The sequence below is a fragment of the Citrobacter sp. RHBSTW-00671 genome (genome assembly GCF_014103415.1).
In the GTDB taxonomy this organism is placed as follows: domain Bacteria; phylum Pseudomonadota; class Gammaproteobacteria; order Enterobacterales; family Enterobacteriaceae; genus Citrobacter.
In genome coordinates this window covers 1536266-1550906 of the sequence record NZ_JABXPR010000001.1, presented here as the reverse complement: position 1 = coordinate 1550906, position 14641 = coordinate 1536266, and the positions used below count along the sequence as shown (strand labels likewise).

Genomic DNA, 14641 nt, shown 5'->3' with positions numbered 1-14641 from the left:
ACCCTGTCTGTCCATAGTGATTAATGTAGCACCGCCAAATTGCGGTGCTTTTTTTTGTCCGTGTGTCTGCCAATGACGACCGGCTATTTCTCCAGTTCTACCATCTCTTTCACATCGGTACGGTTAATCTGCTGTTTGTTGCCGTTAGCGTCTTTATACGAAATCATTCCTGTCTCATTATCGGTCTTTGGCTTACCGTCAGACACGATTGTCCGGCCATCGTTGGTGTGCATCACGTAATTCGGACCGGAACAGGCGCTCAGGGCAAAAGTCAGCATACAGGCAGAGATTATGGCGGCAGTCTTTTTCATATTCTTCTCCTCACAGCAATTTATGCCAGATAAAACGAATTCCATAACAGGCAAAATCATTCGCCTAACACTATTTAGCATAAGACACTGCACAGACTTCGCCGGGATATCCAGAGGATTCCGATGGTTAGCGCAACCCTTGTGTCTGCGCCCTTTTTGCGCCACGATCCGTTTACTGAACTGAGGAATACCATGAACGCTTTTAACCCCACGCAGTTTCGCGCACAATTTCCCGCACTCAACGATGCAGGCGTCTATCTCGACAGCGCCGCGACGGCATTGAAGCCGCAGTCGGTGATTGAGGCGACCCATCAGTTTTATAGCCTGAGCGCCGGGAACGTCCATCGCAGCCAGTTTGCTGAAGCCCAGCGTCTGACCGCACGCTATGAGGCCGCACGGGAAAAAGTCGCACGTCTCATCAATGCTCCCGATGACAAGACGGTGGTCTGGACCCGCGGTACGACGGAGGCTATCAACATGGTTGCCCAAAGCTATGCGCGTCCGCGCTTACAACCGGGCGACGAGATTATCGTCAGCGTGGCGGAGCATCATGCCAACCTGGTTCCCTGGCTGATGGTGGCGGAGCAAACGGGGGCTAAAGTCGTCAAGCTTCCACTCAATGCCCATTTGCTACCGGACGTCGAGCGTCTGGTTGACCTCATCACTCCGCGCAGCCGCATTCTGGCTCTCGGTCAGATGTCGAACGTCACCGGCGGCTGCCCTGACTTAGCCCGCGCGATTACGCTTGCTCATGCAGCAGGCATGGTGGTGATGGTGGATGGCGCTCAGGGAGTTGTACATTTCCCCGCTGACGTCCAGCAGTTAGATATTGATTTCTATGCCTTTTCTGGCCACAAATTATATGGTCCGACGGGCATTGGCGTATTGTATGGTAAACCCGAACTGTTGGAGGCCATGTCACCGTGGCTCGGCGGCGGTAAAATGATTAGCGAAGTCAGCTTTGACGGTTTCACCACACAGGCAGCACCGTGGAAGCTTGAGGCAGGTACGCCGAACGTTGCGGGCGTCATTGGATTAAGTGCGGCGCTTGAATGGCTTGCGGATATTGATATCGTGCAAGCCGAAAACTGGAGCCGCAGTCTGGCAACGCTGGCAGAAGATGCACTGGCGAAACGGCCGGGATTTCGCTCCTTCCGCTGCCAGGACTCCAGTCTGTTAGCCTTTGATTTTATAGGTGTGCACCACAGCGATATGGTGACGCTGCTGGCTGAGTATGGCATTGCGTTGCGCGCCGGACAGCACTGTGCGCAACCGTTACTGGCCGAGCTGGGCGTCTCCGGGACGCTGCGCGCCTCATTTGCACCTTATAATAGCCAAAGTGATGTCGATACGTTGGTCACTGCCGTTGACCGCGCACTGGAAATATTGGTGGATTAATGACAACTCCTCTGCTCGCCGGACACCCGTTTGGCACAACCGTAACCGAAGAGACGTTACGCAATATTTTTATCCCGCTCACCCAGTGGGAAGATAAATATCGTCAACTTATTCTACTGGGTAAGCAACTTCCGGCCCTTTCGGATGATTTGAAGGCGCAGGCAAAAGAGATTGCCGGATGTGAAAACCGCGTTTGGCTGGGATACAGTCTGCATGAGAATGGCACACTTCACTTCTTCGGTGATAGTGAAGGCCGAATTGTACGCGGCCTGCTGGCGGTACTACTCACTGCTATCGAAGGTAAAACTACCGCGGAGTTACAGGCGCGTTCGCCGATGGCGTTATTTGATGAGTTGGGCTTAAGCGCACAACTGAGCGCGTCACGTAGCCAGGGGCTGAATGCGCTCGTTGAGGCAGCTCAGGATGCCGGATGGCAACGTTGATGCGTCTTATCCGGCCTATAACACGGCGTGAACAGTAGGTCGGATAGCGCAGCGCCATCCGACACAATCAGGGTTGGCGCGCCGCCTTCGCCATCATCTTCTTCAGCGCGTGGGACACGGCCACAAAACCAAAAGTCGCCGTCACCATGGTGGCAGCGCCAAACCCGGATGCACAATCCATACGCTTCGGCCCTTCCGCCGTGGCCTTCATTGCACACACCGAGCCATCTGCCTGCGGGTAAACTAACGCCTCCGTCGAAAACACGCAATCCACGCCCAACTTGCCTTTGCTGTTTTTCACCACCCCAAAATCACTTTTCAGCCGCTCACGTAGCTTCGCCGCCAGTGGGTCCTGGATGGTTTTTGCCAAATCAACCACCTGAATCTGCGTGGGATCAATCTGTCCCCCCGCACCGCCGGTGGTCACCAGCGGAACTTTATTACGTCGGCAATATGCGATCAGCGCCGCTTTTGGGCGCACACTATCAATTGCATCAATAACATACGAGAATCCTGCGCTCATATAGTCGGCAACGTTATCCGGTGTGACAAAATCATCAACCACGGTCACCCGGCACTCCGGGTTAATCTGGCGGATACGTTCGGCCATCACCTCGGCTTTCGCCAGGCCGACGTTATCACGCAAGGCATGGATTTGACGGTTAGTATTAGTGACGCACACATCATCCATATCGATGAGAGTAATCGCGCCAATACCGGTACGCGCCAGCGCTTCCGCCGCCCACGATCCCACACCGCCAATTCCTACGACACAAACGTGCGATTGGGCAAACAGCTGCAGCGCATTTTCGCCATACAGGCGTGCCGTGCCGCCAAAACGCTGACGCCAGGCGTCACTGATAACCACAGACATAGAACCTCAAATTCATTAATACCGAGCAGTATGACTGCCGGATGGCGCTTCGCTTATCCGGCCTACATTATTGAGCAGGCCTGATAAAGCGCAGCCGTCATCAGGCAATTAACCGCTAAATACGTTACCCGCGTTGGCCGCTGTTTTCAGCACCCACACGCGTCCGTAGTGATTATACCACCCGGCACGGTGTCCGGCGTCTGCACCAATACCCTGATAGATGTCGAAGTGCTGGCCTTTGATCGCCCCACCGACATCTAACGCGACCATCAGACGTAATTCATACTGACCGGTGAATTTCCCGTTATTGTCCAGCAGCGGAACTTCCGCCAGTAACGTCGTACCTGCCGGGATAATACTGCGGTCAGACGCCACGGATGCACGACCAATCAGCGGTACCGCACTGGCCCCTTTCACCGGCGCAAAAGATTGCGGCTTAAAGAAGACAAACGATGGGTTCTGCTCCAGCAGCTCACGCACTTCGGCCTCGCTGTGCGTTTCACCCCAATGGCGAATGGCCTGCATCGACATATCTTCTTTCTTCACTTCACCGCGATCGATCAGCACTTTACCAATACTGCGATAGGCGTGGCCGTTTTTCCCGGCATAGCTAAAGAAGTTAAGCGGGCTGCCGTCGCCAAAATCGATATAACCACTGCCCTGAACATCCATAATAAAGTTGTCCATCAGGGAGTTGCTGTACGCCAGAATGTAATTGTCGCTTAGCGCGCCTGCGTAGATCTCGGCCCGAGAGGGTAAGCGCCCACGTTTTGGCGGCATGCGATAGATAGGATACTGGAACTCACCCTGACGCGTGTGGCGCGCCTGAATAACCGGCGTGTAGTAACCGGTAAACTGGACGTTACCGTAATTGTCCGCCCCTTCCATTTGCCAGGCATCAATACCAAACTGGCGCATACTGCGCGTATCACCGCCCGCCCGTAACCACTGTTGGATAGCATCGTAGACATTGCTCTGATTGCCATATAAACGAGGCGATGCGCTACGGATCTGATTAACCTGCTCGGCGAAATCACCGGCATTGATTGGCGCGCCAACCGCATCAGGCTGGTTCACCAGTGAGAAAGGCTGGGTAAATTTCCCGTCTTTATACTGCTGCCCACGATCGGTGGGTTTTGAGGAACACGCGGCGAGCATTGCGACAACCGCTCCCGCCAGAAGATATTTTGCCCAACGTCCTTTCATTGTTCTCGTCTTATGTTGCCTGAATGCGAGACGAAGATAACAAACCCCCGAACCTAATGAAATGCGAATACATACCCCAACACAAATTTTGCGCAAAAAATAAACCAGAATGCGTTGTTTTTGTTCATTTTCAACCGAAAACAGTGATCCACGTAAAAAAAGGTTGCATGAAATCATTAGCAGAGTATAGTGCGCATCCACGGACGCGGGGTGGAGCAGCCTGGTAGCTCGTCGGGCTCATAACCCGAAGGTCGTCAGTTCAAATCTGGCCCCCGCAACCAATTAAAATTTGATGTAAGATTTTTGCGAAGTAATTTGAAATACAAAGCAAAAAGACGGACGCGGGGTGGAGCAGCCTGGTAGCTCGTCGGGCTCATAACCCGAAGGTCGTCGGTTCAAATCCGGCCCCCGCAACCAATTAAAATTTGATGTAAAGTTTTTGCAAAGTAATTTGAAATACAAAGCAAAAAGACGGACGCGGGGTGGAGCAGCCTGGTAGCTCGTCGGGCTCATAACCCGAAGGTCGTCGGTTCAAATCCGGCCCCCGCAACCAACACAATCTGTTAAGGTCGCTTAATAAGGCCTTAAAAATAAAACCGCAAAAGCGTTGAGCTTGATGCGGTTTTTTTGTATCTGCCGTCCGCCTGCATCTGATACAGGCGGTAGTCGCCGGGATTAATAGTAATTAACGTTAATGGTAGCGGTAGCCTCGAATTTTCCATTCCTTAACGGCGTTCCGTCGGGCTCAAGATAAAGGTAAATCGACTGGCCGAAGTTATCAGGGTCCATTGTATTGAACTGGACTGGCTCGAAGTTGGTCCCCGGAGGAGCATCAATAATAAATGTGACATAGGAATAGAACGCGACACCAAAACCACTGGCAGCATCATCGCCAGTCAGTTTGTTGAGTAACAAATGCTGGTCAGAACTCACCGGATTGCCATTGCTCAGTATGCGATACTCTATTTTAGTTAGCATCGTGCAATTATTGTTGCGCACTGAAATTGATTGCGTCGGCCCATTTTTAGCGCCACCGCCTCCATATTGTAGAAAGTTAAACGCACCAAAATCAACGCTTGTCCTGTCAACGGACAAGTTACATGTGGTTGGCGTAATCGGAATGGCAGGGGAATAAAAATAGAACCCTTTATCGACACCAGCAAAACCTATTCCAAAAGTCGTCGTGTCAAAGGCTCTAATCTGCTTATCTTTGATCTGATCGCCATAATTTCCGCCCAAATACCATAATTCGGCCTGAATCTCCCACTTAGCGCCATTAAGCTGAGCAGGTGTCGCATAGAACATCGTTCCTTTCTTAAGATGCCCCGAGAAGCTCCCGCTACCATCACCATACGTTACGGTATACCAGAATCCATAACCAAAGTCAGATGCAGATGATCCACCTGCCATTATCAAAAATCCTCCATCAGGCATCGTTTTAGATAGTGCAATAACAGACCAACTACGCCCTGAAACAGGGATAGAGCCCCCCGTGGTCGGATTACAGGTGGAAATTACCGGCCCACCGGACAGTACCGAACTCTGGAATAACTGCTGCATACTCAGGGCCATCCCCTTGCCGCTCAGCGTGACGGCCGTTATGGGCGATGATGTCATTGTTTGATTAATATATTGTTCCGCCGGAGTGGTAAATGAACAACTCGCCAATACGCTGCGAACGCCACATAACCCCAACAGTAGCAGCGTGATAACACCATATTTTTTCAGCATCAAATATCCTTTTTATTCATAAGCTGCAGTCACGGAAACATTCGCCACATAAGACCCGGCCACAACCTCTTCACCCGTGTCCACTTTCTGAAAACGCGCCGCGAAATGGAAAACTTGTTCACTATCCGTCGCTGTTTGATTGGTTAAGATAATTTCATTCAACAGGACATTTCTCGCGCTGGCGCCATCCGTATTAAAGATAACAACTCCGAGGTTTGTACTATAATAAACATCAGTTGCATTTGAATAAATTGCTTTAAATACACCATCCACTTCTGAATAACCACTCACTGTTAAACGTAGTGTCCTGGGTATTGGCGCCGTCTCGCTACCGCAGTTAGTAAGCGTAATATTAAACGGCGTATAGATGTCGCCCCCACTGTAATCAGTGGGTCCTAAAGAGCTAAATATGCCGCCAGCAGCAAACTGTTCAGGATAGGCATAAGGAAGGACAACATTCTGTATAACATTAATATTGCATACGGGTAATGTGATCGCTGCCTTTACGGTAACATCCATCATTGGCGCGGTAATAAACGTCTCTGCCGCCATCGTTAAAGTCGGAGAAGACAAGATCGCCGTGAATAAATAAGCAATATAATAGCGCATAATAATCCCGTTTAGTTATAACGAACAATAATCTGAAATGACTTATCCAAATTACCAATTTTGAGGTTATTTACGTATTGTTTAAAAAGATATATATCGTACATAGCAACATATCCCTCATCGCTACTCTTTAAAATTATGTCTCTCTCTTTATTAAATGTGACGAAAGAAGCGCTGACCCGGTCCTTTATTCCAATAGTCACATATAAAGTCTCATCAACTATACGCTCCTCATTACCGGAGGGGACAGGCGCTGAAAACGTTACCAACACTTTATGAAGAATATTATCGCAACCCGTTAAAAATATGCCTAAAGGGCGAACATAGCGCGACTCCCCACTCGAAGAAATCCCCAGATCGGTAGCGATAATCTGACCGAAATCCACGGTCATAGATTTGCCTCCCAGATTACTCTCCCCGCCCAAAGAGACATTACATGAAGGGGTTGCAAGCGTTGCAGTAAGCGTTACACGAACATTCTTGCTACTCCCTATACATTGGGACACATTGGTAGACTCACAAGCGGCAAAAGCCGCGGCGCTAAAGCAAAATGAAAACAGGCCAAATGCTAAATGACGAAAAATTTGGTTATGTATCATGGCGTCACCTTTATGCTGGCTGAAGCGATCCGGCAGCGCAGGCCGGAAATAAGCGGCGTTTTACCGATCATGCTGGCATGATCATCCAACTGATAGCTCACCTGGCAGCGCCCTTCAGCGCCATTACCCCAAATAACGGAAAGCGTGCCGCTGTCCTCCGCGCCGCGCACAAAGGCGATCCCCGCCTGGCCGACGGTGCCGACCGAGTTGCCAGCGCCATCCTGCACATCCGCCGCCAGCGGAATAAACCCGCCATCATCGCGCGTCAGCTCCAGCATAAATGCCTTACGGGCATCGGTTTCGATATTCACGCGCACCAGCGCTCCACTGGTCGGTACCACGACGCCAGTGGTGTTATCGATCGCAACATCGTTTTCCATGGTGTCAATATTCAGACCAACAGTGTTTTCCCGGTAGGGACTCAGGCTGGTAACGATCATATTGCCAAAACCATCTACCTGCCCATTGCCCGTCGAGGCGGACGCGCCTTTGGCACCGCTGGCGTGCACCAGCGCCATCGCCGAGTCTGGCGTTAAATAGCCGGAAGCCAGCGTCAGCCCGCCACTGTGCAGCACCAGCCCGCCGGTTGTGCTCAGCGAGTACTGTTGATCGCCGTTAAGCCCTTGCGTCGCTGACAATGAGGTTGTGCTGTAGGCGCCGTTGCGCGTCACCCAACTGCCGATGGTGGTGAGATCTTCGCTGTCTTTGTTACGACTGCTGGTGGTGTTCAGAGAGTAGTTATACATATTGTCTCGCGAGTTCCCTGTCGCCATCGCGCTGATACTGTCGTTACCTTTAAAATCGCTACTGCTGTTGATGCTCATACTGGAGAACGGGCGATAGTCCGAGCTGGAGCCCGATCCCAACGGGATAGAGAAACCAAGGTTGATGCTGTCGTCTGCTTCGCCAAACTCGTCATAGCTGCGTTGGACGGAAATGCTGTAACTCACACTCCCCACAGAATTGCTATACCCCACGGAATACTGCGACGTATTGCCATCATCGCCCCAATAGCTACGCCAGGTCCCGTTCAGATAAAACGAGCCAAAACTTTCATCATCGATAGTGACGTCCTGATAGATGTTGGCCTGTATCTCATTGCGCGTATGCGTATACGCGTGATACGCCTCCTGGGTGGAGGTGTTGTTATCAGAAGCATAATTATCCAGCGTATTTTTGAGCGACAGCGCATCGCTCATCGAAAAGTAGTTTTCTGAGGAAAAACGGTAGCCGACCACGCTGAAGGTGGTGCCCGTCGCCGTGAAATTTTTGCTGTAGTTAAGGCTGTAGCTCTGCCCTTTTAAGGTGCCAACGTCATCAGCAGTAGTTTGTGAATGCGTCACGTCGAATGAAAATGCCCCGATGCTGGTATTCATTGCCACACCGAGCATGCCGGCGGTGTATAAATTTTCTACCATTTGCACACCGCCGTAGGCGGTAAACATATTGCTCAGGCCATAAGAGCCGGTGGCGACACCTGCCCACAGCGTTTCATCAACCGTGTCTTTATCCACCGTGCCGATACCGATATCCCAATCCACTTCGCCAGGACGCAGCAAATGGGCAATAGAGGCATAGGGCATAGAAAATACGCGAGTACTACCGTCAGACTCCTCGACGGTAACATCCAGATCGCTGCCGTTCTGCGCGGCATAATAATCACTGATGGCAAACGGCCCAGGCGGGACAGTAACCTGCGTGACAATACGCCCTTCCTGGCGTACGGTCACTTTAGCATTGCTATTCGCTACGCCACGAATAACCGGCACATAGCTATTGGCCGATGGGTCCATCTGCGCATCGTTGTAAAGGTGCACGCCATCCAGCGCGACGGAATCCATCATGTTAGCGTTGGTACGTACGTCTCCCGCTTCCAGTTTTGCGCGTAACGGCACAATATCGCGTGCAACAAACAGATCGTAGCTGCTGTACCTTCCGCCGTCGTCGTTATCCCAGTTGTACGCGCCATTCGAACGTAAACGCCATGCACCAAGGTTAACCCCCAACATCACCCCACTGTAAAAGGTGTCCTGCGTGGTATTGTCACTTTTGCTATGCCAGGCGTTGGCGTTATAAGAAAGCAGCGCCATCGGGATCCCGGCGTCCCAACGCGAGGGCGATATATATCCCGCCGGGTGGCTGACCAGATAAAGCTGCGGGATCGTCACATCCAGCTCCTGAGTCAACGGGTCGTAGCGGCTAGATGACTTTGGTAGCGTGGCGACCAGATCGTAGCAGGCGTCCTCATCCTCCTGATGCAATGACTCGGGGTTCACATTAAGCTGCTCCAGCAGCGCATGGGTAAAGCATGCCGACGCATAATCGGTATTATTTTCGTTAAAGGTCAACTGCGTCTTGAACATTTCCTTGCCATTAAGGAAAACTTTAACGTTGTATGTACCAGGGAGAACGGGATTTCCGCGTGAAAAACGCTTCAGGTCAAGTTGACTGCTCGCCTCCCCCATTAAAAAGGCGTCACTAAACTCCACAATCTCAGGCTCAGGGCTGGCGCTTTCTTCAGGAATACTTTCATCCGCCTGTGCGGATGCCAGAGAAAAAAAACCGGACAGCAACGTTGATAAATAAACAGCTCGAGATAATCGGCGCACCATCCTTCCCTTATATTAATAATCCTGTAAAACAACGCGTGCTGGTTTTATTTAACCGTTTTGACAACTTCCGAATCTGCACCGTAGTCATTCAACGCAACCCATGACACTTTATTAACGGACGTCGTCGTGAGCTGTGGCACAACAAAGCGCTCTTCGCTAAGAGGGCTCAACATTTTCGGCTTATAATCGTATTTTTTCGCCCCAGCCCATACCGAGCCGCCTATCAGTGAGAGATAATAGGGTGAGTCATTTTTCAGGACGATCGCCACGTTACCCGCATCGTTGACCAGCGACCACTTAACGTTATTCAAACCATCAATAAAACTGCCCTGCAGTGACGTCGGGCGATAAAAGAATTTAATGCGTGAACGCAGCGCCAGATTGAGCTTACTTTTGCCTTCTACACTCTTATCTTTAGGCGGAATTTCCAGCACGTTAAACCAAAAAATACTCTCTTTATCCTGTGGCAATGCCTGACCGGTCCAGTTAATACGCACACTCTGACCTTTTTGCGGATCAAGACGCGAGACCGGTGGCGTAACAATAAACGGTAACTTCATTTTGGCCGGATCGCCATTTTCATTACCATCATCCAGCCACGACTGTACTAATAAAGGCGATGTGCCTTCATTGACCATTTTTACCGTGACTTCTTTCGCCGCTTCAGGATAAATAACCCGCGTCCCCTGAATCACTACGCTGGCCCATGACGCCGTGCTACTCAAGGCCAATGAGAACGCCATCAAAGTCGAATATAAACATTTTTTCATATAAAATCCCTTTCATTTTTACAATAATATGAATTTTCAGACTCTGGAAATATCTAAATCAAATAAAAACACACCCAACTTATTTAATCAAAATTGATAGTCACTGTTGCCTCGGCGGTAACCATACCCGCCCCAGCCGTGCCATAGGTTATATAGCCAACCGAATATTCAGTTGCCCAGTTCTTACAATAACTTCCCCCCAAATCATAACAATCGCTATTACCAGCGATTAAATCAGCGCTTATAATGGAGTAACTTTTACTGCTCCCCGACTCAAAATTCACCACGGAAGCAGGGGATATCGATTGATCGCTCACCACAAAACCAACATTGTTCGCCCCTGAAAAAGTGGTATTTTTCAGAGCCTGGGTTGTTGAATCCACCTCTCCCGTGGTCGACCAGCGAAGATGGAACGGGAAACCTTCAGAGAGTTCAGTACACACAATACGGACAGTAAATGGTTTTGCGGTAGTGGTGGCCTGCTGAATATCCTGTAAAGAGACGGTATCCAGGGTAATTACCGTGGTTTTCACACCATTAACCTCCATCCAAATATTACATTCCACGGGGTAAGGGGAAATTTTCACTTCGATGGGGATTTCCGGTGTCTGTAGGCTATCTGCACTATAGACAGAAAAAACCATCAGGAATAAAAAAAACGGGAAATAGTTCATGTATTCTCCTTACTGAAAGGTCGCAGAAAATACAATGGACGACGCCACACTACCATAATCAACACTCTCGCCGTAACGCACTATCCCCACGTCGAAATTAAAATCCGCCACCCGAGTATCCCCCTGCTGAGTAAAAGATTGGGTATTCTCGACCGTGCTGAAATCGATCATCTTATTTTGATCGGTATCTTTAAGTACAATGCCGAACTGATTGGTGCTGTCATTCATATTTTTCAGTGCCATGGTGGCAGCATCAACTTCCTGCGATGTACTGATTTTGCCGGTCACCTCTGTCGCCGCATTCCCGGACGGGCAAGTGACGCGGAAATAGAAGGCGTTGCCATACTTCCCCCCCGCATACGTCCACACAATGTCGCCGATGGCTGGCATTGCATCTCTTTTAAATTCACCGAAAATACTGGTAGCCGATGAGCCATTCATATTGTAAAGCTCAACCTTACAGGTTGTCTCCGTTACCCGACCGGTAAAATCATATTCCAGCGTATCGGCAGCACACGCTGAGTTCCCCCACACAAGCCCAGATAGCAGTAGAGCAATTAATTTATTCACCGGCACTCCGTCAGGCGTAGGTCAGGGTAAAGGTCGCCGCCGCATGCACATCGCCTTTCCCAGGTTCACCGAGGCTGATATAACCAACTTCAAAGCGAAATAAGGCGCTATCGTTATCGCCCAAAGACAGTGTGAACTGCTGCGTTGTACTGAAATCAACAATGGCCCCAGTCGTTTTATCTTTAATCTGTAACCCGACATTTTTTGCGCCGCTGGCATCGACAATCGTATTTTTTAACGCTTTTACGTTGTTATCGACCTCACCATTGGTAGTAAACTTCCCCGTCACTTCATCCCAGATCGGCCAGCCTGACATTGGGCTACTACAATCGACGTTAATAATAAATTCTTTCGCGGAAACGAGGGTCGTCGAGTCGCTTAATGTCTGCGTACTCACCTCTGTTAGGGCGATTGAAGTACCGTCTCCCGTTTGTAGGGTACAGGTTTTTTTAAAAATGTTCCCCGATACACTAAAGTCAGCCGCCAGGGACTTTTGGCCAAATATCATCAGGAGCAACAATAACGGTATTCCTTTACGCATGTTCTCTCCTTGCAGAACAAAAAGCAGGACTCGACCAGCCCTGCCTGATATTATTTTTATTACTGATAGGTTGCGATAAACATGGCATCAGCCGCAACCAGACCACCGCTGACGGTACCCGTTTTCAGGTAGCCCACGTTATAACTGAACAGCATTGGCGCATCTGTATCAATCGCTTTCGAAAATCCATCCGCAGAAGTAAAAGTCTGGACTGCATTGCCGTCATCTTTATTCTGGACCTGGAAACCAACCCCTTGCGCACCCGCCACCGTAACGTTGGTGTTATCCAGCGCAGGAGTACTGGAGTTTATTGATGTCCCGTTTCCCGGTGACAGATACCCTGTTACGGTGTTATAGCCCGCACCGCTAATGCTATCTTTGGAGCCCTGAGCGGTGCAATCCAGAGAGACGGCGAAATCTTTCTTCATTACCGAGTCGGTAGTCGCTGCCGAGACAGTCTTAACATCCGTTGGATCCAGTTGCACTGAAGTCCCGCCCCCCACAAGCGACGCTGTACAGATGTTAGTCTGCACTTCACCAGCAAAATGAATATCTGCTGTGTCCTGATCGCCAGCAAAAGCACTACCTGCAAATGCCATAGCGATAGCCGCAATAGTTAATTTTTTCATCGTTTCCCTTATTAATATATATCCAAAAACCGCAGTTTGCGATGATTGCATTCCTGCCAGAGGTTATGCATTAAGATTGTATTTCAGGGAAAGGCAGACTATCTAGCGAGAATAAAGCATTAAGTTTATTTTAGGAAAAAATAAATGCAAAAAATCCATCTATTAAGGATGGATATAAAAATAAATTATATATTTAACATGAATAAGACAAGATCAAACATTAATCAAACAAATAATTTAATACCCTCTAAATATAAAATTATATTGACACCCATTTGACGATATTAACGAGACCTGTAAATAATTCAACTATAATATCCCCCCCCTGGACATTCGTACATTTTATTGCGTCAGAATGCCCAGGGCGTGTATTTATCCCCTTCTCGCCAGCGTCGCGCCATCAGCAAAATAAGCTTTAATCCCGGCCAGAATCGACTCCGCCACTTCCTGCTGGAAGGTCGCCGTTTTGAGCTTGCGCTCTTCTTCAACGTTACTGATAAATGCCGTTTCTACGAGGATAGAGGGAATATCCGGCGCTTTCAGCACCGCGAATCCAGCTTGCTCAACCTGATTCTTATGCAGGTTGTTAATTTTACCCAGCTTATTCAGCACTGCTTTACCAAATTTCAGGCTGTCGGCGATGGTCAGCGATTGCACCATATCAAACATGGTGTGGTCAACGTAGCGATCACCGCTTTTGCTGACGCCACCGATGAGATCCGAGGCGTTCTGGGTTTGTGCCAGATATTTTGCCGCTGTACTGGTCGCGCCTTTGGTTGAGAGTGCAAACACCGACGAACCACTGGGTTGGCGACTGGTAAACGCATCGGCATGAATAGAAACAAACAGGTCAGCACGCTGTTTCTGGGCTTTCGCCACGCGCACTTTTAACGGAATGAAGATATCTTCATTACGCGTCATATAGACCTTCATGTTGCCTTCTTTCTCGATAAGCGCTCGCAGGCGACGGGCTATCTGCAATACCACATCTTTTTCACGTGTCTTGTATTTCCCCACGGCACCGGAGTCTTCTCCGCCGTGGCCTGGGTCAAGCATAATAACAATCGGACGATCGCGCCCCGCTTTACCCGGCTGTGGGCCGCTTTGCGCAGGTGGCACCTGTTTATCCAGATCGCCTTTGTTGTAATCTTCCAGCAACGCCAGCAGAGGGTCCTGGACATCCTGCGCATTGGCAGGATAGAGATCCATCACCAGACGCTCTTTAAAACCGGCTACGGGAGCCAGAGCAAAGAGTTGCGGTTTCACATTTTGTTTCAGTTCAAACACCATCCGCACGGTCTGCGGGTCAAACTGCCCGACGCGTGCGGACTTAATGTAGGGATCGTCCGGGCGGATCTGCGTCCCTATGCCCTTGAGCACCGAGTTCAAATTGACGCCTTCAATATCGACAACCACACGCTCAGGATTACTCAGGGCAAACTGTTTGTATTTCAGCAGACGGTTGGATTCCACCGTAACGCGGGTATAACTGGACGCAGGCCAGATACGTACGGCAACGACCTGACTCACGGCAGCCAAACCGACCTGGCTGACGCTTAAAAGCCACATAGCACCCGCACCTTGCAGTAAACGGCGGCGACTGATTGCTGAGTTGGATCCCGACATGCTTCTCCCGAGCAAAAGAAATCTATATTGAGGTAATACGTAAAACGT

The 14641-nt window shown here is 49.9% G+C and carries 15 protein-coding genes and 3 tRNA genes; 5 read left to right on the top strand and 13 right to left on the bottom strand.

All coding sequences use genetic code 11. The features are described from left to right. Positions 1 to 83: 83 nt before the first annotated feature. Positions 84 to 311, bottom strand: a complete 228-nt coding sequence (locus tag HV261_RS07420) for a YgdI/YgdR family lipoprotein (protein WP_202037874.1) — start codon at positions 309 to 311, stop codon at positions 84 to 86. Between the two features lie 192 nt (positions 312 to 503). On the opposite strand from HV261_RS07420, the gene csdA reads away from it, so the two are divergent. Beyond that, the gene (gene csdA, locus HV261_RS07415; RefSeq protein ID WP_202037873.1) at positions 504 to 1709 is read left to right on the top strand and encodes a cysteine desulfurase CsdA; all 1206 of its coding nucleotides are present in this window, start codon (positions 504 to 506) and stop codon (positions 1707 to 1709) included. Then, the gene (gene csdE / locus HV261_RS07410) at positions 1709 to 2152 is read left to right on the top strand and encodes a cysteine desulfurase sulfur acceptor subunit CsdE (RefSeq protein ID WP_202037872.1); all 444 of its coding nucleotides are present in this window, start codon (positions 1709 to 1711) and stop codon (positions 2150 to 2152) included. Before csdA ends, csdE begins: the two co-directional genes overlap by 1 nt. Before the next feature lie 67 nt (positions 2153 to 2219). On the opposite strand, the gene tcdA is transcribed toward csdE, so the two are convergent. Continuing rightward, positions 2220 to 3026 (bottom strand): tRNA cyclic N6-threonylcarbamoyladenosine(37) synthase TcdA, encoded by an 807-nt coding sequence (gene tcdA, locus HV261_RS07405; protein ID WP_202037871.1) that lies wholly within the window; start codon positions 3024 to 3026, stop codon positions 2220 to 2222. A gap of 108 nt (positions 3027 to 3134) precedes the next feature. Continuing rightward, complete coding sequence (gene mltA / locus HV261_RS07400; protein ID WP_202037870.1) at positions 3135 to 4232, bottom strand: murein transglycosylase A; 1098 nt, start codon at positions 4230 to 4232, stop codon at positions 3135 to 3137. A gap of 204 nt (positions 4233 to 4436) precedes the next feature. On the opposite strand from mltA, the gene HV261_RS07395 reads away from it, so the two are divergent. The 3 genes from HV261_RS07395 (at position 4437) to HV261_RS07385 (ending at position 4785) form a co-directional block, all read left to right on the top strand. Next, a tRNA-Met gene (locus tag HV261_RS07395) sits at positions 4437 to 4513 on the top strand. A gap of 59 nt (positions 4514 to 4572) precedes the next feature. After that, positions 4573 to 4649, top strand: a tRNA-Met gene (locus HV261_RS07390). A 59-nt stretch (positions 4650 to 4708) separates the two neighbouring features. Next, positions 4709 to 4785 (top strand) — tRNA-Met (locus HV261_RS07385). A gap of 122 nt (positions 4786 to 4907) precedes the next feature. On the opposite strand, the gene HV261_RS07380 is transcribed toward HV261_RS07385, so the two are convergent. The 10 genes from HV261_RS07380 to amiC all read right to left on the bottom strand — a co-directional run bounded on the left by HV261_RS07380 (position 4908) and on the right by amiC (position 14593). Beyond that, positions 4908 to 5963, bottom strand: a complete 1056-nt coding sequence (locus tag HV261_RS07380) for a fimbrial protein (protein WP_202037869.1) — start codon at positions 5961 to 5963, stop codon at positions 4908 to 4910. A 12-nt stretch (positions 5964 to 5975) separates the two neighbouring features. Next, positions 5976 to 6572, bottom strand: coding sequence for a fimbrial protein (locus HV261_RS07375; RefSeq protein WP_202037868.1), 597 nt, complete (start codon positions 6570 to 6572; stop codon positions 5976 to 5978). Positions 6573 to 6583: 11 nt separating this feature from the next. Continuing rightward, positions 6584 to 7171, bottom strand: coding sequence for a fimbrial protein (locus tag HV261_RS07370; protein ID WP_202037867.1), 588 nt, complete (start codon positions 7169 to 7171; stop codon positions 6584 to 6586). After that, entirely contained in the window at positions 7168 to 9783 is a 2616-nt protein-coding gene (locus tag HV261_RS07365; protein ID WP_202037866.1) for an outer membrane usher protein, read from the bottom strand. Before HV261_RS07365 ends, HV261_RS07370 begins: the two co-directional genes overlap by 4 nt. 44 nt (positions 9784 to 9827) lie before the next feature. Further along, on the bottom strand, positions 9828 to 10553 hold the full coding sequence (locus tag HV261_RS07360; RefSeq protein WP_326929134.1) for a fimbria/pilus periplasmic chaperone: 726 nt from the start codon (positions 10551 to 10553) through the stop codon (positions 9828 to 9830). 83 nt (positions 10554 to 10636) lie between these two features. Continuing rightward, complete coding sequence (locus HV261_RS07355) at positions 10637 to 11227, bottom strand: fimbrial protein (RefSeq protein ID WP_202037865.1); 591 nt, start codon at positions 11225 to 11227, stop codon at positions 10637 to 10639. A gap of 9 nt (positions 11228 to 11236) precedes the next feature. Then, positions 11237 to 11797, bottom strand: coding sequence for a fimbrial protein (locus HV261_RS07350; protein ID WP_202037864.1), 561 nt, complete (start codon positions 11795 to 11797; stop codon positions 11237 to 11239). A gap of 10 nt (positions 11798 to 11807) precedes the next feature. Continuing rightward, a complete protein-coding gene (locus HV261_RS07345; RefSeq protein ID WP_202037863.1) occupies positions 11808 to 12338 on the bottom strand; it encodes a fimbrial protein in 531 nt (176 codons plus the stop codon). Between the two features lie 59 nt (positions 12339 to 12397). Next, entirely contained in the window at positions 12398 to 12967 is a 570-nt protein-coding gene (locus HV261_RS07340) for a fimbrial protein (protein WP_202037862.1), read from the bottom strand. Between the two features lie 372 nt (positions 12968 to 13339). Beyond that, positions 13340 to 14593 (bottom strand): N-acetylmuramoyl-L-alanine amidase AmiC, encoded by a 1254-nt coding sequence (gene amiC, locus HV261_RS07335; RefSeq protein WP_137382705.1) that lies wholly within the window; start codon positions 14591 to 14593, stop codon positions 13340 to 13342. Between the last annotated feature and the right edge of the window lie 48 nt (positions 14594 to 14641).

Coding starts and splice junctions, on each gene's coding strand:
- HV261_RS07375 (WP_202037868.1), bottom strand. CDS start 6,572: ATGCGCTATTATATTGCTTATTTATTCACGGCGATCTTGTCTTCTCCG.
- mltA (WP_202037870.1), bottom strand. CDS start 4,232: ATGAAAGGACGTTGGGCAAAATATCTTCTGGCGGGAGCGGTTGTCGCA.
- HV261_RS07340 (WP_202037862.1), bottom strand. CDS start 12,967: ATGAAAAAATTAACTATTGCGGCTATCGCTATGGCATTTGCAGGTAGT.
- HV261_RS07345 (WP_202037863.1), bottom strand. CDS start 12,338: ATGCGTAAAGGAATACCGTTATTGTTGCTCCTGATGATATTTGGCCAA.
- HV261_RS07355 (WP_202037865.1), bottom strand. CDS start 11,227: ATGAACTATTTCCCGTTTTTTTTATTCCTGATGGTTTTTTCTGTCTAT.
- HV261_RS07370 (WP_202037867.1), bottom strand. CDS start 7,171: ATGATACATAACCAAATTTTTCGTCATTTAGCATTTGGCCTGTTTTCA.
- tcdA (WP_202037871.1), bottom strand. CDS start 3,026: ATGTCTGTGGTTATCAGTGACGCCTGGCGTCAGCGTTTTGGCGGCACG.
- HV261_RS07380 (WP_202037869.1), bottom strand. CDS start 5,963: ATGCTGAAAAAATATGGTGTTATCACGCTGCTACTGTTGGGGTTATGT.
- csdE (WP_202037872.1), top strand. CDS start 1,709: ATGACAACTCCTCTGCTCGCCGGACACCCGTTTGGCACAACCGTAACC.
- HV261_RS07360 (WP_326929134.1), bottom strand. CDS start 10,553: ATGAAAAAATGTTTATATTCGACTTTGATGGCGTTCTCATTGGCCTTG.
- csdA (WP_202037873.1), top strand. CDS start 504: ATGAACGCTTTTAACCCCACGCAGTTTCGCGCACAATTTCCCGCACTC.
- HV261_RS07420 (WP_202037874.1), bottom strand. CDS start 311: ATGAAAAAGACTGCCGCCATAATCTCTGCCTGTATGCTGACTTTTGCC.
- amiC (WP_137382705.1), bottom strand. CDS start 14,593: ATGTCGGGATCCAACTCAGCAATCAGTCGCCGCCGTTTACTGCAAGGT.
- HV261_RS07365 (WP_202037866.1), bottom strand. CDS start 9,783: ATGGTGCGCCGATTATCTCGAGCTGTTTATTTATCAACGTTGCTGTCC.